The sequence below is a fragment of the Rhodococcus sp. GXMU-t2271 genome (assembly GCF_041414735.1).
In the GTDB taxonomy this organism is placed as follows: domain Bacteria; phylum Actinomycetota; class Actinomycetes; order Mycobacteriales; family Mycobacteriaceae; genus Rhodococcus; species Rhodococcus indonesiensis.
This window is the reverse complement of sequence record NZ_JAUIZP010000038.1, coordinates 108,097-128,515: the sequence shown is the minus strand read 5'-3', so window position 1 is coordinate 128,515 and position 20,419 is coordinate 108,097. Positions and strand designations below refer to the sequence as shown.

Genomic DNA, 20,419 nt, shown 5'->3' with positions numbered 1-20,419 from the left:
GGGCCGGGGCAGTCGCCCCGGCCCTTCCGTCGTTGTGCCGTCGCTCTAGCTCGCCGCGAACCCGACCTTGCGGATGTCGGCGGGGCCGATCTCGACGTAGGTGACCCGCGATGCCTGCACGATGAGCTTGCGGCCCTTCTCGTCGACGAGCGTCAGGACGCCGTCCTTGTCGCCGGCCAGGGCTTGCGTCACGAGCGACTCGACCTCGTCGGGCGTCTGCTCGCTGACCACGGTGAGCTCGCGGGGACTGTCCGCAACACCGATCTTGACCTCCACGGTCGACCTCCGAACTCTCAGGGCTCTACAGCTGTCCCCGCCCAGATTAGTGCAGTCCCAGCACTGCCATCCGGTCGGCGTGCGCGAGCTGCATCCGGTCGAACAACGCCGCGATGTCGGCGAGATCACCGGTAGCGGCAATCACCAGATCGGTGAGGTCCTCCCGCTGCGCCATCACGTACTGGGCCTGGGTGATGGCCTCACCCAGCAGCCGCCGCCCCCACAGCATCAGCCGGTCCTTGTCGGCGGCGCTGTGCCGTACCGCCTCGCGGACCTCGTGCACCACGAACTCCGAATGTCCGGTCTCGGCGAGCACCTCCCGTACGACTTCGGCGACTTCGGGCGCGAGGGTGCCGGCGATCTCCCGGTAGAAGTCGGCGGCGATGCCGTCGCCGACATACGCCTTGACCAGCGACTCGTGCCAGTTCGACGGGTTCGTGGACGCGTGGTAGGCGTCGAGGGCACGCCGGTAGGGCTCCATCGCCGCGTAGATTTCGACACCGCGCGCGGTCAGCGCGGCGTGCAGCGTCTCGAAGTGGCTCATCTCCGCGGCCGCCATGCTGGCGAACGCCACCCGCCCCTGCAGGCTCGGCGACATCCGTGCATCGTCGGCCAGGCGGTAGAAAGCCGAGATCTCGCCGTAGGCGAGCACCGCGAACAGCTCGGCGACGCCGGGATGGTCGGCCGGCACGCGCACCGGGGCGGCGGGTGGACGGGACGGTGACGGCGACGTTTCGGCTCCCATGACGACACAGCGTAGTACCCCGGCCGGCGACCGCGCGGCTCACGGTACTCGCACCCGGTACAATGGTCCCGGAAGGCCGCGCCTCGAGGCGCCGACCACCGGCCCCGCGGACTTCACCGATGATGTGCGCGCACCCGATCGCAGATCGCTGCCGCGCCTCGCAGAGCCCTACCGGCCGCTGAGGCGCAGGCCCGGTCGCCTCTCCACTCGTGCGTGCGTGCCGAGACCAGGAAGGCCAGACCCCTGAGCAAGATCACTGTCGACCACGAAGACGACGCCACCGAAACCACGGTGTCGGCCCAACTCGACTCCACCCACACCCCGCCCACGTTCGCCGAACTGGGCGTTCGGGACGAGATCGTCCGCGCTCTCGCCGAGATCGGCATCGAGCGCACCTTCGCCATCCAGGAGCTGACGCTCCCCCTTGCTCTCGCCGGCGACGACCTGATCGGCCAGGCGCGCACCGGCATGGGCAAGACCTTCGGGTTCGGTGTCCCGCTGCTGCACCGCCTCACCACCGCCGAGTCCGGCACCACCGCCCTCGACGGCACGCCCCGCGCGCTGGTGATCGTGCCGACGCGTGAGCTGTGCCTGCAGGTCACGCAGGACCTGGAGAACGCCGCCAAGTACCTCCCCGGCTCCACGGGATCCCTGAAGATCCTGTCCGTCTACGGCGGACGCCCGTACGAAACGCAGGTCGACGTGCTGAAGAAGGGCGTCGACGTCGTCGTCGGCACCCCGGGCCGGCTGCTGGACCTCGCCAACCAGGGTCATCTGATCCTCGGCAAGATCGGCGTCCTGGTGATGGACGAGGCGGACGAGATGCTCGACCTCGGCTTCCTGCCCGACATCGAGCGCATTCTCGGCATGGTGCCCGACCGCCGCCAGACGATGCTGTTCTCGGCCACGATGCCCGGCCCGATCATCACGCTCGCCCGCACGTTCCTGAGCCGCCCGACGCACATCCGTGCCGAGGAACCCGAGTCCTCCGCGGTGCACGAGCGCACCAACCAGCTCGTCTACCGCGCACACGCGCTCGACAAGGCGGAACTGGTGGCGCGCGTGCTGCAGGCCGAGGGCCGTGGCGCCACCATGATCTTCACCCGTACCAAGCGCACCGCCCAGAAGGTCGCCGACGAACTCGCCGAGCGCGGCTTCGCCGTCGGCGCCGTGCACGGCGACCTGGGGCAGATCGCCCGGGAGAAGGCGCTCGACAAGTTCCGCAAGGGCAAGATCGACGTGCTGGTCGCCACGGACGTGGCCGCCCGCGGCATCGACATCGACGACGTCACGCACGTCGTGAACTACCAGTGCCCCGAGGACGAGAAGACCTACGTCCACCGCATCGGCCGCACCGGCCGGGCGGGGCGCACCGGCATCGCCGTCACCCTCGTCGACTGGGACGACATTCCGCGCTGGCAGCTCATCGACAAGGCTCTCGACCTGGGCATGCCCGATCCGGTCGAGACCTACTCGAGTTCGCCGCACCTGTTCGAGGAGCTGGGCATCCCCGAAGGCACGACCGGAACCGTCCGCAAGGCGCCGGCCGAGCGGCCCGCCCGCGAGGAGGGCTCCGAGGATGCGGCACGACCCAAGCGCACCCGGGTCCGCCGGCGCACGCGCGGCGGCCGGCCGGACACCGGCAGCTCCGAGAACTCGGGCACCGGCCCCGAGTCGACGGGCGGGAGTTCCGCATCGGCGCAGGCCGAGGAGTCCGGAAGCGGAACTGCGCCCGCACGGCGGCGCCGTCGCCGTCGCCGTGGCGGTTCCGCCGCGAACAGCGACACCGTCGCGAACAGCGAAACGGTCACGGCTTCGGCTGCCCAGTAGCCGCTCGCGATGATCGCACCGGAGCGCAGAACCCGGGCGGATCTGATCGCAGCCCTCGTGCTCGCCGTCGCGGTCGTCGCGGCGGCGAGCGTCGTCTGGCTGCGCTCGGATGCGCGCGGCACCGTGTCCGTCACGACCGACGCGGCGCCCGAGCCACCGCCGTCCGCGACCGTCGTCCCGTCGGCCCTGACGGAAGCGTGGCGCGCCCCCAGCGGCGCGACGTCCCGTCCGATCGCGGTCGGGGCCGTCGTGGTCACCGGGGACGGTGGCACCGTCACCGGCCGCGCCCTCGACTCGGGCGCCGAACTGTGGCGTTACGACCGCGACATGCCGTTGTGCGGCGTGGTCGAGGACTGGCGCACCGCCGTGGCGGTCTATCGCGACCAGCGGGGATGCAGCCAGGTCACCCAGCTCGTGCCCGACTCGGGAATGCGCGGCGCGCAACGATCGAGCGACGCCGACGACGCGGTGACCCTCACCGCTGCCGACACCCACGTGATCTCCCGGGGCGAGACCCGTCTCGAACTGTGGCGGTCCGATCTCGTGCGGACACTCGAGTACGGACGCGTGGACGCACCCGTCGTGCCGGGGGCGCAGCCCCGGAGCGGATGCACGCTGAATTCGGCCGCGGCGAGCAACAGCCGGCTTGCGGTCGTCGAGCGCTGCCCCGGTGAGGAGGCCGACCGCTTGACGCTGCTCGAGACGACCCCGGAGGCGGATTCGCAGCCGACGGAGATCGCCTCGTCGGTGCTACCGGAACTGGGCCCGGACGACGTCGGGACGCGGGTCGTCGCGGTGGCCGGTGAGCGCACGGTGCTGTATCTGCCCCCCACCGCGTCGTCCGGGCCCGTGCTCGCCGTGTACGACGCGGCCGGAACGGTCACCGCGCGACACCCGCTGGCGGCTGCGGCGACGCCGGAGGCGGTGTTCCCCGCGACGGTGCAGGGTTCGATCCTCACGTGGTGGTCGGGCACGCAGACCGTCGCCCTCGGCGGCGACGACCTGGTACCGCAGTGGACGGTGCCCGGAACGACGGGAACCGGCGGTGCCATGGCCGGAGCGCTGCTGCTTCCGGTGCGCGACGCCCTCGCCGTGGTCGATCCGGCCACCGGGACGGAGCGGCAGCGCATTCCGGTCGCGCGCGACGAGACCGGTGTCGTGAACGTCGCGGTCGCCGGGAGTGCGGTGCTCGAGCAGCGGGGGCCGCAGGTCGTGGTGCTGCGGTGAGCCCCGGCCGACCCGTCACGACGTGAAGGTGGTCAATTCCTTGCCGTCGCGCCAGTGGGCGAGCAGGTTCTCGGCCAGCTCACGGTAGGCCTCGGCACCCTTGTTCTTCCGGCCGGCCAGCACCGAGGCCCCGGATGCCGACGCCTCCGCGAAGCGGACGGTGCGCGGGATCGGCGGCGCGAGTACCGGCATGTCGTACCGGTCGGCGACGTCGGCGAGCACGTCACGGCTGTGCGTCGTGCGGGCGTCGTAGAGGGTCGGTAGGGCACCGAGCAGCTCGAGGTCCGGGTTGGTGATCTGCTTGACCTCGGCGACGGTGCGCAGCAGCTGCCCGACGCCGCGATGCGCGAGGGTCTCGCACTGCAGGGGCACGAGCACGGATTGCGCCGCGGTCAGGCCGTTGAGCGTGAGCACGCCCAGCGACGGCGGGCAGTCGATCACGACGACGTCGAAGCTGTCGAGGAGAGGCGCCAGCGCCCGGCGAAGGGTGAACTCGCGTCCCGGCCGCATCAGCAGCAGGGCCTCGGCGCCGGCGAGGTCGATCGTCGCGGGCAGCAACGTGAACCCCTCGTCGGTGTCGAGCAGGACCTCCTTGGCCTCTGCCGCCCCCACCAGCACGTCGTGCACCGACCGTTCGAGCCGGTCGGGATTGTGCCCGAGCGAGAACGTCAGGCATCCCTGTGGGTCCAGGTCGACGACGAGCACCCGTTGCCCCAGCCCGGCCAGGGCGGCCGCCAGAGACGCGACGGTGGTCGTCTTCGCGACGCCACCCTTCTGATTTGCCACCGCAAGTACCGTTGTCACGGGTCGATCCTCGCTGAAAACTCGCCCGAACGCGAGAATCGACCGCGACTTCCGCCCCTCGGCGGGTCGCCGAACCTCACGAAAGGCCCGATCGTGATCCGCCGCGCCCGTCCCGCCGACGTCGACGTCCTCACCGCCCTCGTCTACGAACTGGCCGAGTACGAGAAGGCCCGCCACGAGTGCACCGTCGTGCCCGAGCAGCTGCACACGGCGTTGTTCGGGGCCGATGCCGCCGCGTTCGCCCACGTGGCCGAGGACGCGCACGGAACGGTGGTGGGCATGGCGCTGTGGTTCCGCAACTTCTCGACCTGGGACGGGGTGCACGGCATCTATCTCGAGGACCTGTACGTCCGGCCCGAGCACCGGGGACAGGGACACGGCCGCGCCCTGCTCGCGGCGCTGGCCCGCGAGTGCGTCGACCGTGGCTACAGTCGCCTGAGCTGGTCGGTGCTGGACTGGAACACGCCGTCGATCGGGTTCTACCGTTCGCTCGGCGCGGTCCCGCAGGACGAGTGGACCACCTTCCGTCTCAGCGGGCCGGCACTCGCCGCGCTCGGCGGAGATCAGGCCGCGTCGTCGGCGTCCGGCGCGTAGTCCTGGGCCAGCCACCGCGTCGTCGGCGGGGCGAACAGCAGCACCAGCGCCGGCACCACGATCAGCGCCAGCAGAATGCCCAGCAGCACCTGGTGCGAGTCGGTCAGCAGCGACCAGACCACCGGTAGCAACAGCAGCTGCGCGACGATCGCCACGGCCCGTCCCCAGCGCTTTCCGCGCAGCAGCGCGATCCCGGCCGCGAGCACGGCACCGAACAGGATTCCCAGCCACAGCGCGAGGCCGTAGCCGTTTCCGACCGTCTGGTCGTGCCCGCCCGTCAGCGCCCGGACCACGGAGACCACAGCGAAACCGATGGCGATCACGCCTTCGAGGACGACGAGACCACCCGCCGCTCGAACGGTGGACGGAACGGTGCTGCGTGGCGACTCGGTGGACACCCGGCCAGCGTAGTGGACCCGTGCGAGACCACTTAGGCTGATGCTCCGTGCGCGCACTGTTGATCGTGAACCCCAACGCGACGACCACCACTCCGGCCGGTCGCGACCGATTGGCCCGCGCACTCGCCGACCGGGTCTCCCTCACCGTCGCCCACACCACTCATCGGGGGCACGCCGCCGAACTGGCCCGCTCGGCGCACGCCGACGGAATGGACGTCGTCGTCGCGCACGGCGGCGACGGCACCGTCAACGAGATCGTCAACGGCCTGCTCGGTACCCCGTCGGAGCGCGCGGCCGACCCCACGCTCCCGCTGCTCGCAGTGGTCCCCGGCGGATCGGCCAATGTTTTCGCCCGCTCACTGGGTGTGGACGCCGATCCGGTGAAGGCGACCGCGCAGTTGCTCGATCTGCTGACCCGGCGCACGACCCGCCGGATCGGTCTCGGCCACTGCGACGGCCGGTGGTTCGTCTTCAATGCGGGGCTCGGACTCGACGCACAGGTGTGCGAGGCCATCGACCTGAGCCGGCTGGGCGGGCGGAAGGTCACGACGGCGCGGTACGTCGTGCATTCGATCACGCAATTCTTCAAGTCGAAGGGTGCCGAGCCCGCGCTGACGCTGACGCTGCCCGGCCGGCCGCCGATTCCGGGCGTGTACTACGCGTTCGTCTCCAACTCGAGCCCGTGGACCTATCTCGACAAGCGCCCGGTGCACACCAACCCGGGCACCTCGTTCGACACCGGGCTCGGTGTCTTCGCGATGACGACGACGGCAGTGTTCGCAAGCTTGCGGGTGGTCCGCCAGCTGCTCGCGCGCCACGGGAATCCGAATTCCCGCCGACTGGTGCGGGTCGACGACGTGACGCGCGTGCAGGCCGTGTCGAGCCGGCCGATCGGTCTGCAGGTGGACGGGGACTACCTCGGTCTTCGCACCGAGGTGGAGTTCGTGTCGGTCCCCGCCGTACTCGAGGTCGTGGCGCCCATCCCGTGCGTCGAGTGACTCGGGTTACATTTTCGTTTTCCGAGGTGTACAAAGGAAGTTCGAGTCCCGCAACGGGCCACAACCGGCGTGAGCTTCCCCACGGTCGTGTCGATTCCTATTGACTTCACGCTGGTTCGTGAAAGCATTCACAAGTAACCGCGCGGAAACACTTGCCGACGCACGCATGAACTTGCCACCACGATCAGCCGGTGCGACGAGAACTATCGAAGGAGAGTAGAAGCATGGACTGGCGCCACAAGGCCATCTGCCGCGACGAGGATCCCGAGCTGTTCTTCCCCGTCGGTAACAGCGGCCCGGCCCTCGCGCAGATCGCCGACGCCAAGCTCGTGTGCAACCGCTGCCCCGTCACCGCCGAGTGCCTCTCCTGGGCTCTCGAGTCCGGTCAGGACGCGGGTGTGTGGGGCGGCATGAGCGAGGACGAGCGTCGTGCCCTCAAGCGCCGCAACGCCCGCACCCGGGCGCGCTCCGCGGTCTGACGCGGCCGACCGCCACAGATCTCCGGGAAGGCCCGGCACCGAAGTGGTGCCGGGCCCTCCCCGAGATAGGTGGCGGGCGGCCGCGTCACACCCCGGGGCGCGCCCCGGGGTGTGACGCGGCCGCCCGCCACCTATCTCGGGGAGGGCCCGGCACCACTTGGGTGCCGGCCCTTCCTGCGTCCCGAGGCCGGCTCCCCCGCCGTACACCTCACCGTGACTCAGCCGAGCGTCACCCGGCCCAGCGGAACCCGCAGCCGCGCATCCGTTCCCGTCGTCGCGCCCCGCTCGAGCCGCAACGTGCCGCCGAGTTCGGCGGCGACGAGCGTGCGGACGATCTGCAGACCCAACCGGTCCGAGCTCTCGAGGTCGAATCCCTCCGGCAGTCCCTTGCCCTCGTCGTGGACCACCACGTCGAGCCAGCGGGCCGACCGCTCGGCCCGCAGCGTCACGGTGCCGGCAGCACCCGGATCGAAGGCATGCTCCACGGAGTTCTGCACGAGTTCGGTGAGCACCATCACCAGCGGTGTCGCCCGCTCGGCGGGGAAGACACCGAGGCTGCCCTCCCGTCGCACCCGGACCTGGCTCCCCACGGTCGCGACGTCGACGACGATGGGGATCAGCCGGTCGACGACGTCGTCGAGATCGACCTCCTCGTCCACCGACATCGACAGCGCCTCGTGCACGAGCGCGATCGACGTCACCCGGCGTACCGCCTCGGCCAGTGCCTGCCGGGCCTCGGTGTTGCCCGTGCGCCGGGCCTGCAGCCGCAGCAGAGCCGCGACCGTCTGCAGGTTGTTCTTCACCCGGTGGTGGATCTCCCGGATCGTGGCGTCCTTGCTCAGCAGCGCCCGATCGCGCCGCTTGACCTCGGTGACGTCGCGGATGACCACCGCAGCACCCTCGAGCCGGCCGCCGGGCGCGAGCACCAGCGCACGCAGCAGCACGGTGGCCCCGCGTGCCTCGATCTCCATGGGCCGGCCCAGCTTGCCGCGCACCGCGCCCCGCAGGTAGCTCTCGACGTCCTCGCTCTCGAACGGATCGGTCACCAGCGCGCGTGTCGTCTCGATCAGGTTCTGGCCGAGCAGGTCGGAGTTCAGGCCCATCCGGTGATAGGCGGACAGGGCATTCGGGCTCGCATACACCACCCGGCCGGACCGGTCGAGGCGGATGAAGCCGTCGCCCGCGCGGGGACTCGACTTGGTGTCCGAACGCGATTCCGTGGTCGGGAAGGCGCCCTCGCAGATCATCGTGAACAGGGCGTCCGCGCACTCGAGGTACGCGGTCTCGAGAGCGCTCTTGGTGCGCCTGGCCACGGTGGCCGCGTCGCGGCTCAGGACGGCGATGACCTGTCCGTCCCAGCGGACCGGCACCGCCTGCCGGCGCAGCGGTGCGACGTGGCTCGGCCGCGCGTCCGCAGAGACGACCACTCCGGTCTCGAGGGCCCGCAACACGTGTGGGTGCTCCCGCTCGGACACCACCGAACCCACCATGTCCTCGGGCAGCACGGTCGATGCGGTGGTGGGGCGGCACTGCGCCACGCACACCACCCCACCCGGCTCGGCGCTCACCCACAACAGGACGTCCGCGAAGGACAGGTCCGCGAGCAGCTGCCATTCCCCGACGACTCGCTGCAGGTGGTCGACCGCACCGCCCGGCAGGTCGGTGTGCTCGGCGAGAAGAGCGCTGAGGGTGGACACGGGCGGCACGTGCGGGCTCAGGAGATGACCGCGATGAGGTCGCCCTGCTGCACGACGTCGCCGACGACCACGTCCAGTGAGGTCACGGTGCCCGACGTCTCGGCGAGCACCGGAATCTCCATCTTCATGGACTCCAGGATCACCAGTGTGTCGCCCTCGGCGACGACGTCCCCTTCCTGCACCACCACCTCGAACACGGTGGAGACCATCTCGGCGCGCACGTCTTCGGCCATCGGGCACCTCATTCCACGAAGAAGACGGCGGCCCTGCTTTCAGGGCCACCGGACCACACGTGAAACACTGTAATGAACGAGAAAGGAGATCGGACCATGGGTAAGCGAGGCCGCAAGAAGCGCAGCCGCAAGGGTAACGCCGCCAACCACGGCAAGCGTCCCAACGCCTGAGGCGCGAACAGGGGGCCGGAAGCACTGCTTCCGGCCCCCTCGCGCGTCTCGGGGTTCAATCCCGGGCGTCGGTGCGCGTCACGACGACGGTCCGCCGGATCTCGACCAGCAGCCGCTCGCGCAGACCCTCCGGAGCGTGCTCGCCGCCGCACTTGCGGCTGAGCAGGGACTTGAGCTGGGATTCGAGCCCGTACGCCTCTAGGCAGGACCCGCAGTCGTCGAGATGGCGCTGCAGACGCTCACGCGACCGGTCGTCGCACTCGCTGTCGAGCAGCAGATAGACGTCCGCGATCACTGCGGAACAGTCGAGCTGATCGAAGTCGGCCGACTCGCTCACCTCGACACCTCCTTCTCGTCCACACCGGGTCCGACAGCCGCGTCGACGGCCCCGCTCCGGTTGAATCCTCGTTCCCGCGCGACATCGGCCAGCAGGCCGCGCAGCTGCTTGCGGCCGCGGTGCAGCCGTGACATGACCGTGCCGATGGGGGTGCCCATGATCTCCGCGATCTCCTTGTACGGGAAACCCTCGACGTCGGCGTAGTACACCGCCATCCGGAACTCCTCGGGCAGCTCCTGCAGCGCGGCCTTGATGTCGTCGTCGGGAAGCGCATCGAGCGCCTCGACCTCCGCCGACCGCAGACCGGTGGAGCTGTGCTCGGCCGTCGCCGCCAGCTGCCAGTCGGTGATCTCCTCGGTGGGGTACTGAGCGGGCTGGCGCTGCTTCTTGCGGTAGGAGTTGATGTAGGTGTTCGTCAGGATGCGGTACAGCCACGCCTTGAGGTTGGTCCCCTCCTTGAACGAGGAGAAGGCGGAGAACGCCTTGATATACGTCTCCTGAACCAGATCCTCGGCGTCCGCGGGGTTGCGGGTCATCCGCAGGGCGGCGCCGTAGAGCTGATCGAGCAAGGGCAGCGCATCCCGCTCGAACCGTTCGGCCAGTTCCGTACCAGACTCCTCGACCACACCGATCCCTTCACTTGCCGTATCCGTGAAGGCTACCGGCCGGGACGGGCACAGCACAGGCACGCGGTACTCCTCGCTCTCGGTCACCGGCCACGCCGATCGTGGCGGCCACCCGGAATCAACACGACAGGGTGGGTGCTTGTTCCCTACATTGACGCGCATGGCCTCGACCTCCACCCCCGCGACCACGCTGCTGACACGCGAGAAAGTCGCCCACCGCGTCCACGAGTACCCGCACGACCCGCGAGCCGGCTCGTTCGGTACCGAGGCCGTCGAGATCCTCGGTCAGCGGCTCGGGGTGGCCCCCGCCCAGATCTTCAAGACCCTCGTGATCAAGCTCTCCGACGGCAAGCTCGCGGTGGCCGTGATCCCGGTCCCGGCGACGCTGTCGCTCAAGGCGGCCGCGGCCGCCCTCGGAGGCGGCAAGGCGGTCATGGCCGAGCGCAGCGACGCCGAACGCGCCACCGGTTACGTCCTCGGGGGCATCTCACCGCTGGGTCAGCGCAGCCGGCTGCGCACCGCCGTCGATGCCTCGGCGCACCAGTGGGATCGGGTCCTGTGCAGCGCCGGCCGCCGCGGTCTCGAGATCGAACTCGCCCCGGCGGACCTGGTGCGGCTCACCGGAGCAGTGGTTGCGCCGATCACCGCCGGGGCCTGATGCGGGCCGCCCGGCAGGTGGCGTGCCGACCGTGCCCCGCGCGGACCACACCCGGCTGCGGGGTGTGGCGGGTGGCCGCCGGCTCCGGATAGGCGAAGATGGACGGGTGAATCCGTGGAGTGCACCCCGAGCCGAGTCACCCGTCGACAGTTCCGTCGTGCTGCCCGGGTCCAAGTCGATCACCAACCGCGCCCTGATCCTCGCTGCCCTCGCGGACGGCCCGTCCACCGTGACCGGCGCGCTGCGCAGCCGCGACACCGACCTGATGATCGAGGCTCTGCGCGGACTGGGTGCGACGATCGACGAGCGGGACGACGGCACCACGCTGCACGTGACCCCTGGCCGGCTGCACGGCGCCCGGGTGGACTGCGGCCTGGCGGGAACGGTGATGCGATTCGTGCCGCCCCTCGCGGCGCTGGCCGACGGCGACGTCTACTTCGACGGTGACGAGCAGGCGCGTACCCGCCCGATGGGCACCGTCCTCGAGGCCCTGCGCTCGCTCGGCGCCGACGTCGACGGCGACACCCTGCCCTTCACCGTGCACGGGCGCGGCTCCCTGCGCGGCGGCACCGTCACCATCGACGCGTCGGGGTCGTCGCAGTTCGTCTCGGGTCTGCTGCTGTCCGCCGCCGCGTTCGACGAGGGCGTCACGGTGCGGCACGCCGGGGCGACGGTGCCGTCCATGCCGCACATCGACATGACCGTCGAGATGCTACGTGATGCCGGAGTGACGGTGGACACGTCCGTGCCCGACACCTGGCGGGTCGCACCGGGCCCGGTCCGCGCCGTGGACCGGATCGTCGAGCCCGATCTGTCCAACGCGACCCCGTTCCTGGCGGCCGCGGCCGTCACGGGCGGCACGGTGTCGGTGCCGCGGTGGCCGCAGCGCACCACCCAGGCCGGCGACGCGATCCGCGGCATCCTCGAACAGATGGGCGCCGACGTCGCGCTGTCCGACGGAACGCTCACCGTGCGAGGTCCGGAGCAGCTGCGCGGCCTCGACGTCGATCTGCACGACGTCGGCGAGCTCGCCCCCACGGTCGCCGCACTCGCAGCGCTGGCGACCACCCCGTCCACACTGCGGGGCATCGCCCATCTGCGCGGGCACGAGACGGACCGCCTGGCCGCCCTGGCCACGGAGCTCGGCAAGCTCGGCGGTTCCGCCACCGAACTCGCCGACGGCCTGCACATCGTGCCCGCGCCGCTGCACGGCGGACGCTGGCATTCGTATGCGGACCACCGGATGGCCACGGCGGGCGCAATTGTGGGGCTCGTGGTCGACGGCGTCGAGGTCGAGGACATCGGCACGACGGCCAAGACCCTGCCCGGCTTCCCCGAGCTGTGGGCCGGGATGCTGAGGGGAGCGCGCTCCTGAGCCGGCGGACCTACGACGAGTCCGACGTCCGGATCCGTCCGGGCAAGGGCTCGCGGCCGCGCACGAAGGACCGGCCGGCCCATCGGGACGCCGTCGAAGCGATGGTCGTCTCCGTCGACCGTGGTCGGTGGGGCTGCGTGCTGGAGGGTGATCCCGCGCGGCCGGTCGTCGCGATGCGGGCCCGGGAGCTCGGGCGTACCCCCGTCGTCGTCGGGGACCGGGTCGGCGTGGTCGGAGACCTGTCGGGGCGGCCCGACACGCTGGCGCGCATCGTGCGGGTACAGGAACGCACCACGGTGTTGCGCCGCACCGCCGACGACACCGACCCGTTCGAGCGGATCGTCGTGGCCAACGCGGAGCAGTTGCTGATCGTCGTCGCACTGGCCGATCCGCCGCCGCGGACCGGGCTGGTCGAACGGTCCATGGTCGCCGCGTATGCGGGCGGGCTGGAACCGGTGCTGTGCCTGACGAAGAGCGATCTGGCCGATCCCGGAGAGTTCACGGCGCAGTTCGCGGATCTGGACGTACCTGTGGTGCTGGCGGGCCGTGAGCAGGACCTGTCGGAGCTGAAGGCGATGCTGGCGGGCAGGTCGACCGCGCTGATCGGTCATTCCGGCGTGGGAAAGTCCACTCTGGTCAACCGGCTCGTCCCGGATGCCGACCGGGCCACCGGCGAGGTCTCGGGAGTCGGGAAGGGCCGGCACACCTCCACGCAGTCGGTGGCGCTCCCGCTGCCGGGCGGCGGGTGGGTGATCGACACGCCGGGGATCAGGTCGTTCGGACTCGCCCACATCGATGCCGACGACGTGATCGCCGCGTTCTCGGATCTCGCCGACGCGGTGGAGGACTGTCCCCGTGGCTGCACCCACCTGGGTCCGCCCGCGGACCCCGAGTGCGCACTCGACACCCTCGAGGGCAAGTCCGGGCGCCGCGCGATGGCGGTGCGCACACTGTTGACCGCGATCGCCGCCAACGAAACCTGGTGACCCCCCGGGCGCCCGGTGTCACAGGGACGCCGAGCGCCCGGTGTCACAGGGACGCCGGGCGCTCGGTGCGGATTCGGGATCAGCGCATGCCGAGGAGCCGGCGCACGCCGCGGACCCGGCGGTTCTCGCGGATCGCCGTGGCCAGACCGCGTCGCCGCCCGGTCGCGGGGTCCACGACGGCGGTGCCGCCGAAGCCGCGCTCGGACGCGGTTTCCGGGGCGGCGTCCGGGGTGTCCGCGAGGTACTTGTTCGGCAGCGACAGTTTGGCAATGGTGCGCCAGGACTTGAAGTACTGCACGGCGAGCGGGCCGGTGGTGTACGGCAGGTCGTACTTGTCGCACAGCTCGCGCACCCGCACCGCGATCTCGGCGTACCGGTTCGACGGCAGGTCCGGGAACAGGTGGTGTTCGATCTGGTAGCTCAGGTTGCCCGTCATGAAGTCCATGACCGGGCCGCCGGAGATGTTGGCGCTGCCGAGCATCTGGCGCAGGTACCACTGCGCCTGCGTCTCGTTGTCGACGTCGGCCTTGGTGAACTTCTCGGCGCCGTCGGGGAAGTGTCCGCAGAAGATGACCGCGTTGGTCCACAGATTGCGGATCACATTGGCCGTCATGTTCGCGGTGAGCGTGGACTTCCATGCCTTGCCCGTCAGCGCCGGGTAGACCACGTAGTCCTTGGCGATCTGGCGACCGATCTTGTCCCCGACCTCGCGCAGCTTGCGCTTGGTCTCGGCGCGGTCGTCCCGGCCCTTGGCGACCTTGCCGAGTTCGAGGTGCTGGATCGCGACACCGTACTGGAACAGCAGGGCGAGCAGGGCGTTGTAGACGATGTTGCCGTAGTTGAACGGCTGCCAGCGCTGGTCGCGCGTGACCCGCAGCAGGCCGTATCCCACGTCGTCGTCCATGCCGAGGATGTTGGTGTACTTGTGGTGCAGGTAGTTGTGGGTCTGCTTCCAGTGCGCCGACGGGTCGGCGTTGTCCCACTCCCAGTGGACGGAGTGGACCTCGGGATCGTTCATCCAGTCCCACTGCCCGTGCATCACGTTGTGCCCGAGCTCCATGTTCTCGATGATCTTCGAGAGGCCGAGCAAGCCCGCACCGAGCAGCCACAGTGGCCGGCGGCGGCTGCCGAACAGCACCGCACGCCCGCTCAGCTCCAGGCCGCGCTGTAGCCGGATCGTGTTGCGGATGTAGCGGGCGTCGCGCTCGCCGCGGGAGTCCTCGATGTCCCGTCGGATGGCGTCGAGCTCCCGGCCGAGGGCCTCGACGTCTGCCTCGGTGAGGTGCGCGTACTCCTTGATGTCCGAAATGGCCATGCGCCTACCGTACCGTAAGTTACGAGTCCGTAGGTTACGGGAATGTAGCTTGTGCGGCAGATCACTTCCGCCGGGCGGCGCGCTTGGTGGCACGCAAGGTCCGCAGCGCAGTCGCGAGCCCTTCGCGACGCTCACCCAACGACCGCGCCCGCGGCAGATCGGGACGCTGGAACTTTCGCTCGGAAGAGGTCTCCGGGGCATCGTCCGACGTCGCCCGCAGCCAGGAGTCCGGCAGTGCCAGCTTGTGGATCGTGCGCAGGGCGAGCAGGTACTGCTTACCGAGCGGACCGCTGGTGTACGGCAGGTCGTACTTCGCACACAGCACCCGTACCCGCTCCGCGATCTCCGGGTAGCGGTTGCTGGGCAGGTCCGGGAACAGGTGGTGCTCGATCTGGTAGCTCAGGTTGCCCGTCATGAAGGCCATCACCGGACCGGCATCGATGTTGGCGCTACCGAGCAGCTGCCGCAGGTACCACTGCCCCTGCGTCTCGTTCTCGTACTGCGCCACGGTGAACTTCTCGGCGCCGTCGGGAAAGTGGCCGCAGAAGATGACCACGTACGCCCACAGGTTCCGCACCAGATTCGCCGTCAGGTTCGCGGTGATCGTGCTGCGCCACGCGCGACCGGTCATGGCCGGGAACAGCACCAGGTCCTTGCCCAGCTGGCGCGCAATCTTGCGAGCAAAATCCTTGGTGGGCTGGGAGTTCCACTGGCCGTCCGGCACGCCGGCAGCCTTCTTCTCGGCATCGAGGTCGTGCAGTGCGATACCCCACTCGAACGTGGCTGCGAGAATCAGGTTGGCCAGCGGCTGCAGCAGGTTGATCGGCCGCCACTTCTCGTCGCGCGTCATCCGCAGGATGCCGAATCCCACGTCTTCGTCCATCCCGACGATGTTCGTGTAGGTGTGGTGCGCGTAGTTGTGGGCACGCTTCCAGTGCTGCGACGGCCCCGTCTGGTCCCATTCCCACGAGGTCGAGTGGATCTCCGGATCGTTCATCCAGTCCCACTGCCCGTGCATCACGTTGTGCCCGAGCTCCATGTTCTCGATGATCTTCGACAGCGAGAGCAGGCCCGTGCCGAGGAGCCACAGCGGACGTCGGCGGCTGCCGAACAGCGCCGCACGGCCGCCGATCTCGAGGACGCGTTGCAGACGAATGGTGTTGCGGATGTAGCGGGCGTCGCGCAGTCCTCGCGCGTCCTCGATATCGCGACGGATTGCATCGAACTCGCGGCCGAGCTCCTCGATGTCCGCGTCGGTGAGATGGGCGAACTCGGTGATGTCGGTGATTGCCACCGGGGTCCTTCCCCCTGGAACGGGTGGGTAGTGCGTCAGGCGCCGAGCGTGCAGTCTCCGGCAGCCGCGGAGATGCAGGTCTGCACCCGCTCCCCCTCGGCGTGTTCCTTGCCGGACCGAAGGTCGACGACATGCCCCTTCTCCAGGGGCACCACACAAGTCTGACAGATTCCCATCCGGCAGCCGAACGGCATCAGCGCGCCGGCGCTCTCACCGGCCTCGAGCAGGGTCGTCGCACCGTCGACGGTGACGACCTTTCCGGACTTGGCGAAGGTCACCGTGCCGCCGGCGCCGGAGGTGTCCGCGCGGGAGACGGCGAAGCGTTCCAGATGCAGCCGCTCCGGCAGGCCCGCGGAATCCCAGAACCGCTCGATGTCGTCGAGCATCGCCTGCGGTCCACACGCCCACACCTGGCGGTCCCGCCAGTCGGGGCACACCGTGTCGAGCTCGGGGAGGGCGAACTTGCCCTGCTCCCGAGTCAGGCGCACGTACGGGTGGTACTGCTCGTGGTCTGCCCCGAATCGGGCGATCTCGTCGGCGAACATCACCTCGGGGGCGGTGGGCGCCGAGTGGATGTGCACCACGTCGGGCAGCTGGGCATGTGCCTGCTCGGAGCGGCGGTCGAGGGTGCGCAGCATCGAGATGATCGGGGTGATGCCGCTGCCCGCGGTGAGGAACAGAATCTTCGGCGGCGGGGGGTCGGACAGGACGAACTCGCCCTTGGGTTCGGCGAGCCGCACGATCGTGCCGGCGGGCACGCCGCTGACGAGGTGGGTCGAGAGGAACCCGTCCGTCATGGCCTTGACGGTGATCGAGATGAGCTTGCGGTCCCAGGTGGGCGAGGAGGTGAGCGAGTACGAACGCCAGTGCCAGCGGCCGTCGACGTGCAGTCCGATGCCGATGTACTGACCCGGTGCGTACCCGAAGTCGAAGCCCCAGCCGGGCTTGATGACGAGCGTCGCGGAGTCCGCGGTCTCGCGGCGGACCTCGACGATGCGTCCACGCAGCTCGCGCGCCGACCACAGCGGGTTGGCGAGATGCAGGTAGTCGTCGGGAAGGAGGGGTGTCGTCAGCCGCGCGGCCGCGCCACGCAGGATGTTCGACACGGATCGGTCCTTCGTCGCGACGTGCGCCGCCGGCCGCTCGATCCAGTCCTTCAGACCCATCCGATCACTTCTCCTCGTCCACGGGCTACGCCTCCGTAGGTTACCAGTTCCCTACGGAGGCGTAGGTTGAGTCGAGACGGCGATCACACTCGGAGCCGATCAGAGCAGCTCCAGCAGGAACTGCAGCTCCTGCGTGGCGTACCAGGCGAGTTCGTGGTCCTCGGCGTCGCCCAGCACGAACTCCGCCTCCTCGTCGCCGAGATCGGCGGCATCGACGACCGGCAGGGCCCGGGCGATGTCCGGCTCCGCAGCGGCGAGGTCCACGTGCACCGACGCCACCGCGGACAGCGGCACCGGACCGGGCAGCCGGACCACCGCGTCGTCGAGGTCAGGACGCAGGGTCACTTCGTCGACGTCCGCGGCCACCACCACCCGGCGCAGACCGAACTCGGGCGGCGGGTCGTCGTCGGCCCGGCCGGCCAGCAGCCGCAGCGAGGCGCGAGCGGCCTCGGCCATCGCGACCTCGGCGAGTTCCTCGTCGTCGCCGGAGGTGTACGCCTCGCGCAGCGCCGGGGTGACAGCGAACGCGGTACGGCTCACCGCCTCGAACTCACCGTCGGCGACCAGCCGCTTCAACGTCTCGATGGTCGCCGGTACGTACACCCGCGTCACAACTCACCTACTGGCATCCAACAACTCCTCGAGCGACTCGTGCAGCAGCGACGTCAGCACCTCCACATCGGGCATGGCGTCGCGGTCCGCATTGAGACCGTAGTAGACGTTGCCGTCGTACGACGTCAACGCGACGCTCAGCGCCTGATTCTTCAGCAGGGGCGAGATCGGATACATCTCGAGGACCCGGGCCCCGGCGAGGTAGAGGGGATGCTGCGGGCCCGGCGCGTTCGTGATCATCAGGTTGAACACGCGCTGGGAGAATCCGCTCGCGACCCGAGCCCCCACCGCATGCATGGTCGCGGGCGCGAATCCGGACAGTCGCATCATCGACCGCGCCGGTACCCGCCGGCCCTGCCGCGAGTAGGCCTCCCCGGCGTGCGAGATGTGGGACAGACGGACGACCGCGTTCGGTTCCCCGACCGGAAGGTCCACCAGGAACGTCGAGACCTCCCCGCGCGGACCCGTCTCGGACTCCTCCCGGCCCGTCTCCGGCGCGTCCGGGTCCTGTGCGTACACGGACATGGGCACCATCGCCCGGACCACCGTCGCCTCCGTCAGCGGCTCCCCGCGGGAGAGCAGCCAGTACCGCAGCGCCCCCGCGATCACTGCCAGCACGACATCGTTGACGGTGCAGCCGTACCGCGCCCGGATCTTGCGGTACAACTCGAGATCCGCCTTGACCACTGCGAACCGGCGGTTACGGGAGATCGGGGCGTTCAACGGGCTGTCGGGCGCGGACTGGGCGGCGGTGCGCGCCAACCGGCCCACCACGTCCAGCGCCTCCCCGGCCGTCGCGGCCAGATCGCCGACCGCCGCCCGCACTCCCGACACCGCCTCACCGGGCCGGGCCACCAGCTCGGCGAGCGCACCGAGCAGCAGCGCCGAGTCGCTCGGCTCCGGCTCCGGCATCCACAACTCCTCCGGATCCACCCGGGGCGTCTCGGTGGGCTCGAAGAGGACCTGTCCGATCTCGAGTGCCTGATCGCCGTCCACCAGCGCCGAGTGGGTCTTGGTGAACAGGGCGCACCGGTCGCCGGCGAGGCCTTCGACGAGATACATCTCCCACAGCGGGCGGGAGCGGTCGAGGGGACGGGAGATCAACCGGGCCAACAGGTCGTGCAGCTGCGTTTCGGAGCCGGGCCGCGGAAGTGCCGATCGCCGCACGTGATAGGTGATGTCGAAGTCGCGGTCGTCGACCCACACCGGACGCGCCAGGCCGAGCGCGACCTCGCGCGCCTTCTGCCGGTACCGCGGCACCGCGGCCAGACGGCGCTCCACGAGCCGCAGCACGTCCTCGTAGTCGAGCCCGCCGCTCGGCTGCTCCAGGATGGCGAGCGACCCGATGTGCATGGGGGTGTTGCTCGTCTCCAGAAAGTAGAACGACGCGTCCTGAGCCGACATCCGGTGGGTCATCGCCCCGCATCCCTCTCGTCTTCGTCCCGTCGCGCCGCTCCGGCCTGCGACGGGACGTCGAGACCGAACAGCACCGTCAGTTCCGCCACCACCTCGGCGGCATCGGCGTGGTGCACGCCGACCATTCCCGCGGCGACCGCACCGTCCACGTTCACCCGCAGGTCGTCGACGAACACGCACACCGACGGCTCGAGCCCGAGACGCCGGGCCACCGCCAGGTAGCTACGCGGATCCGGTTTCGCGGTGCCCACGTCTGCGGACAGCACCACCTCGTCCACCAGCCGGCCCCGCCCCAGATCACGCAGGGGTGCGGCCGCGGCACCACCCGGATCGTTGCTGAGGATCGCGGTGCGCACGCCGCGCCGGCGCACCTCGGCGAGGATCCCGCCGAGCGCGGCCGCGTCCGTGCCGGGGCCCGCGAGCACCCCACCGAAATCGAGAACCAGTCCACGCATCGCCTCACCCTAGTTCGCGCGCACCGGTCAGGCGATGCAACGACCCGAACGACACGGCGACACCGGCGCGCGGATGTGGCACCATGACCGGCGACTCCGTCCTCTCCCGGGGTCTGTGCACCGCTGTCGGCTGTTCCGCGCCGACGTCGTCCCTCGGAACCGGGAGAATCGATGACCCCTCAGCACGACGCCCGCTACGTCCGGCGCATCATTCCGTTCGAGCCGCCGGTGCAGCGTTGCTGCCCGGCCGGACCGCACCGCCGGCACGCGAAGCGGCGCCTCACCCCGCACGACGGCCGTTCGATGCGGGTGAAGGCCGTGCCGCCGACCCGGCGACCACTGCCGGAGGTGGATCCGGCGGCACGACGGTTCGCCGACCTCGCGGCCCGGTTGATCCTCGAAGTAGCCGACCGCCGCCGCCCGGAGCCCCAGCTCGCCGCCGTGCTCCATCCGTCGCTGCATGCGTCCGTCGCTGTCGGCGCGAGGACGAACGATGCGGGGACGGCGGTGCTCCTGCGGACCCGGCTGCGTGCGGTGGACGCCGACACCGCCGAGTTGTTCGGCTCCTACGGCCGCGGCCATCGCGTGTTCGCGCTGGCCGGCCGGATCTCGCGCCACCCCGTGTCACGCCGGACGCCGCACGGATGGCTGCTCACCACGGTGTGGCTGGGCTGACCATGCGTCCGGGCTGACTATGCGTCCGGGCCGGCCACCTCCCGGCCCGGAC

At 70.2% G+C, this 20,419-nt stretch carries 24 protein-coding genes; 10 read left to right on the top strand and 14 right to left on the bottom strand.

Features of this window, described 5'->3' with window-relative positions; genetic code table 11:
- Positions 1-45: 45 nt before the first annotated feature.
- Complete coding sequence (locus tag QYS60_RS15720; RefSeq protein ID WP_003939138.1) at positions 46-276, bottom strand: DUF3107 domain-containing protein; 231 nt, start codon at positions 274-276, stop codon at positions 46-48.
- Between the two features lie 46 nt (positions 277-322).
- Positions 323-1,021: a ferritin-like fold-containing protein gene (locus QYS60_RS15715; RefSeq protein ID WP_040784270.1), complete on the bottom strand. Its 699-nt coding sequence runs from the start codon at positions 1,019-1,021 to the stop codon at positions 323-325.
- Positions 1,022-1,234: 213 nt separating this feature from the next.
- Between QYS60_RS15715 and QYS60_RS15710 the strand changes: the two genes are divergently transcribed.
- Together QYS60_RS15710 and QYS60_RS15705 are read left to right on the top strand one after the other, a co-directional pair.
- Entirely contained in the window at positions 1,235-2,851 is a 1,617-nt protein-coding gene (locus QYS60_RS15710) for a DEAD/DEAH box helicase (RefSeq protein ID WP_289377658.1), read from the top strand.
- Positions 2,852-2,860: 9 nt separating this feature from the next.
- Positions 2,861-4,078 (top strand): hypothetical protein, encoded by a 1,218-nt coding sequence (locus QYS60_RS15705; protein ID WP_371383610.1) that lies wholly within the window; start codon positions 2,861-2,863, stop codon positions 4,076-4,078.
- 15 nt (positions 4,079-4,093) lie between these two features.
- On the opposite strand, the gene QYS60_RS15700 is transcribed toward QYS60_RS15705, so the two are convergent.
- A complete protein-coding gene (locus QYS60_RS15700) occupies positions 4,094-4,882 on the bottom strand; it encodes a ParA family protein (RefSeq protein WP_003939134.1) in 789 nt (262 codons plus the stop codon).
- A 93-nt stretch (positions 4,883-4,975) separates the two neighbouring features.
- Here QYS60_RS15700 and QYS60_RS15695 point away from each other — a divergent pair, with 93 nt between their 5' ends.
- Positions 4,976-5,476 (top strand): N-acetyltransferase family protein, encoded by a 501-nt coding sequence (locus tag QYS60_RS15695; protein ID WP_371383609.1) that lies wholly within the window; start codon positions 4,976-4,978, stop codon positions 5,474-5,476.
- Here QYS60_RS15695 and QYS60_RS15690 read toward each other — a convergent pair.
- Complete coding sequence (locus tag QYS60_RS15690) at positions 5,446-5,874, bottom strand: hypothetical protein (RefSeq protein WP_289377661.1); 429 nt, start codon at positions 5,872-5,874, stop codon at positions 5,446-5,448. The genes QYS60_RS15695 and QYS60_RS15690 overlap by 31 nt on opposite strands.
- Positions 5,875-5,921: 47 nt before the next feature.
- Here QYS60_RS15690 and QYS60_RS15685 point away from each other — a divergent pair, with 47 nt between their 5' ends.
- Together QYS60_RS15685 and QYS60_RS15680 are read left to right on the top strand one after the other, a co-directional pair.
- The gene (locus tag QYS60_RS15685) at positions 5,922-6,872 is read left to right on the top strand and encodes a diacylglycerol kinase family protein (protein ID WP_371383608.1); all 951 of its coding nucleotides are present in this window, start codon (positions 5,922-5,924) and stop codon (positions 6,870-6,872) included.
- Positions 6,873-7,096: 224 nt separating this feature from the next.
- Positions 7,097-7,351, top strand: coding sequence for a WhiB family transcriptional regulator (locus QYS60_RS15680; protein WP_003939130.1), 255 nt, complete (start codon positions 7,097-7,099; stop codon positions 7,349-7,351).
- 218 nt (positions 7,352-7,569) lie between these two features.
- On the opposite strand, the gene QYS60_RS15675 is transcribed toward QYS60_RS15680, so the two are convergent.
- Positions 7,570-9,048: a sensor histidine kinase gene (locus QYS60_RS15675; protein WP_289377663.1), complete on the bottom strand. Its 1,479-nt coding sequence runs from the start codon at positions 9,046-9,048 to the stop codon at positions 7,570-7,572.
- A 17-nt stretch (positions 9,049-9,065) separates the two neighbouring features.
- Positions 9,066-9,281 carry a biotin/lipoyl-binding carrier protein gene (locus tag QYS60_RS15670; RefSeq protein WP_003939128.1) on the bottom strand — a complete coding sequence of 72 codons (216 nt, stop codon included), beginning with the start codon at positions 9,279-9,281 and terminating at the stop codon, positions 9,066-9,068.
- Between the two features lie 96 nt (positions 9,282-9,377).
- Here QYS60_RS15670 and QYS60_RS15665 point away from each other — a divergent pair, with 96 nt between their 5' ends.
- A complete protein-coding gene (locus QYS60_RS15665; protein ID WP_022597109.1) occupies positions 9,378-9,452 on the top strand; it encodes a 50S ribosomal protein bL37 in 75 nt (24 codons plus the stop codon).
- A 55-nt stretch (positions 9,453-9,507) separates the two neighbouring features.
- Here the strand turns inward: QYS60_RS15665 and rsrA are convergent, their stop codons facing one another.
- Positions 9,508-9,789, bottom strand: a complete 282-nt coding sequence (gene rsrA / locus QYS60_RS15660) for a mycothiol system anti-sigma-R factor (RefSeq protein WP_003939127.1) — start codon at positions 9,787-9,789, stop codon at positions 9,508-9,510.
- The gene (locus QYS60_RS15655; protein ID WP_054374681.1) at positions 9,786-10,415 is read right to left on the bottom strand and encodes a sigma-70 family RNA polymerase sigma factor; all 630 of its coding nucleotides are present in this window, start codon (positions 10,413-10,415) and stop codon (positions 9,786-9,788) included. Before QYS60_RS15655 ends, rsrA begins: the two co-directional genes overlap by 4 nt.
- A 160-nt stretch (positions 10,416-10,575) precedes the next feature.
- On the opposite strand from QYS60_RS15655, the gene ybaK reads away from it, so the two are divergent.
- The 3 genes from ybaK (at position 10,576) to rsgA (ending at position 13,434) form a co-directional block, all read left to right on the top strand.
- A complete protein-coding gene (gene ybaK / locus QYS60_RS15650; RefSeq protein WP_003939125.1) occupies positions 10,576-11,073 on the top strand; it encodes a Cys-tRNA(Pro) deacylase in 498 nt (165 codons plus the stop codon).
- A gap of 106 nt (positions 11,074-11,179) precedes the next feature.
- Positions 11,180-12,448, top strand: coding sequence for a 3-phosphoshikimate 1-carboxyvinyltransferase (gene aroA, locus QYS60_RS15645; RefSeq protein WP_289377664.1), 1,269 nt, complete (start codon positions 11,180-11,182; stop codon positions 12,446-12,448).
- A complete protein-coding gene (rsgA, locus tag QYS60_RS15640) occupies positions 12,415-13,434 on the top strand; it encodes a ribosome small subunit-dependent GTPase A (RefSeq protein ID WP_003939123.1) in 1,020 nt (339 codons plus the stop codon). Before aroA ends, rsgA begins: the two co-directional genes overlap by 34 nt.
- A 79-nt stretch (positions 13,435-13,513) precedes the next feature.
- Here the strand turns inward: rsgA and QYS60_RS15635 are convergent, their stop codons facing one another.
- The 6 genes from QYS60_RS15635 to QYS60_RS15610 form a co-directional block, all read right to left on the bottom strand.
- Positions 13,514-14,749 (bottom strand): fatty acid desaturase, encoded by a 1,236-nt coding sequence (locus QYS60_RS15635; protein WP_003939122.1) that lies wholly within the window; start codon positions 14,747-14,749, stop codon positions 13,514-13,516.
- Positions 14,750-14,810: 61 nt separating this feature from the next.
- Positions 14,811-16,043, bottom strand: coding sequence for a fatty acid desaturase (locus tag QYS60_RS15630; RefSeq protein ID WP_371383607.1), 1,233 nt, complete (start codon positions 16,041-16,043; stop codon positions 14,811-14,813).
- Between the two features lie 35 nt (positions 16,044-16,078).
- Entirely contained in the window at positions 16,079-17,209 is a 1,131-nt protein-coding gene (locus tag QYS60_RS15625; protein ID WP_003939120.1) for a ferredoxin reductase, read from the bottom strand.
- Positions 17,210-17,308: 99 nt separating this feature from the next.
- Entirely contained in the window at positions 17,309-17,821 is a 513-nt protein-coding gene (locus QYS60_RS15620; RefSeq protein ID WP_003939119.1) for a hypothetical protein, read from the bottom strand.
- Positions 17,822-17,824: 3 nt separating this feature from the next.
- Positions 17,825-19,237 carry a wax ester/triacylglycerol synthase family O-acyltransferase gene (locus tag QYS60_RS15615; RefSeq protein WP_371383604.1) on the bottom strand — a complete coding sequence of 471 codons (1,413 nt, stop codon included), beginning with the start codon at positions 19,235-19,237 and terminating at the stop codon, positions 17,825-17,827.
- Entirely contained in the window at positions 19,234-19,692 is a 459-nt protein-coding gene (locus tag QYS60_RS15610) for an HAD-IA family hydrolase (protein ID WP_371383602.1), read from the bottom strand. The genes QYS60_RS15615 and QYS60_RS15610 overlap by 4 nt, the downstream gene beginning before the upstream one ends.
- A gap of 171 nt (positions 19,693-19,863) precedes the next feature.
- On the opposite strand from QYS60_RS15610, the gene QYS60_RS15605 reads away from it, so the two are divergent.
- Positions 19,864-20,367 carry an Rv3235 family protein gene (locus tag QYS60_RS15605; RefSeq protein WP_371383600.1) on the top strand — a complete coding sequence of 168 codons (504 nt, stop codon included), beginning with the start codon at positions 19,864-19,866 and terminating at the stop codon, positions 20,365-20,367.
- Positions 20,368-20,419 lie beyond the last annotated feature (52 nt).

Coding starts and splice junctions, on each gene's coding strand:
- QYS60_RS15715 (WP_040784270.1), bottom strand. CDS start 1,021: ATGGGAGCCGAAACGTCGCCGTCACCGTCCCGTCCACCCGCCGCCCCG.
- QYS60_RS15705 (WP_371383610.1), top strand. CDS start 2,861: ATGATCGCACCGGAGCGCAGAACCCGGGCGGATCTGATCGCAGCCCTC.
- QYS60_RS15680 (WP_003939130.1), top strand. CDS start 7,097: ATGGACTGGCGCCACAAGGCCATCTGCCGCGACGAGGATCCCGAGCTG.
- QYS60_RS15670 (WP_003939128.1), bottom strand. CDS start 9,281: ATGGCCGAAGACGTGCGCGCCGAGATGGTCTCCACCGTGTTCGAGGTG.
- ybaK (WP_003939125.1), top strand. CDS start 10,576: ATGGCCTCGACCTCCACCCCCGCGACCACGCTGCTGACACGCGAGAAA.
- QYS60_RS15635 (WP_003939122.1), bottom strand. CDS start 14,749: ATGGCCATTTCGGACATCAAGGAGTACGCGCACCTCACCGAGGCAGAC.
- QYS60_RS15625 (WP_003939120.1), bottom strand. CDS start 17,209: ATGGGTCTGAAGGACTGGATCGAGCGGCCGGCGGCGCACGTCGCGACG.
- QYS60_RS15615 (WP_371383604.1), bottom strand. CDS start 19,237: ATGACCCACCGGATGTCGGCTCAGGACGCGTCGTTCTACTTTCTGGAG.
- QYS60_RS15610 (WP_371383602.1), bottom strand. CDS start 19,692: ATGCGTGGACTGGTTCTCGATTTCGGTGGGGTGCTCGCGGGCCCCGGC.
- QYS60_RS15605 (WP_371383600.1), top strand. CDS start 19,864: ATGACCCCTCAGCACGACGCCCGCTACGTCCGGCGCATCATTCCGTTC.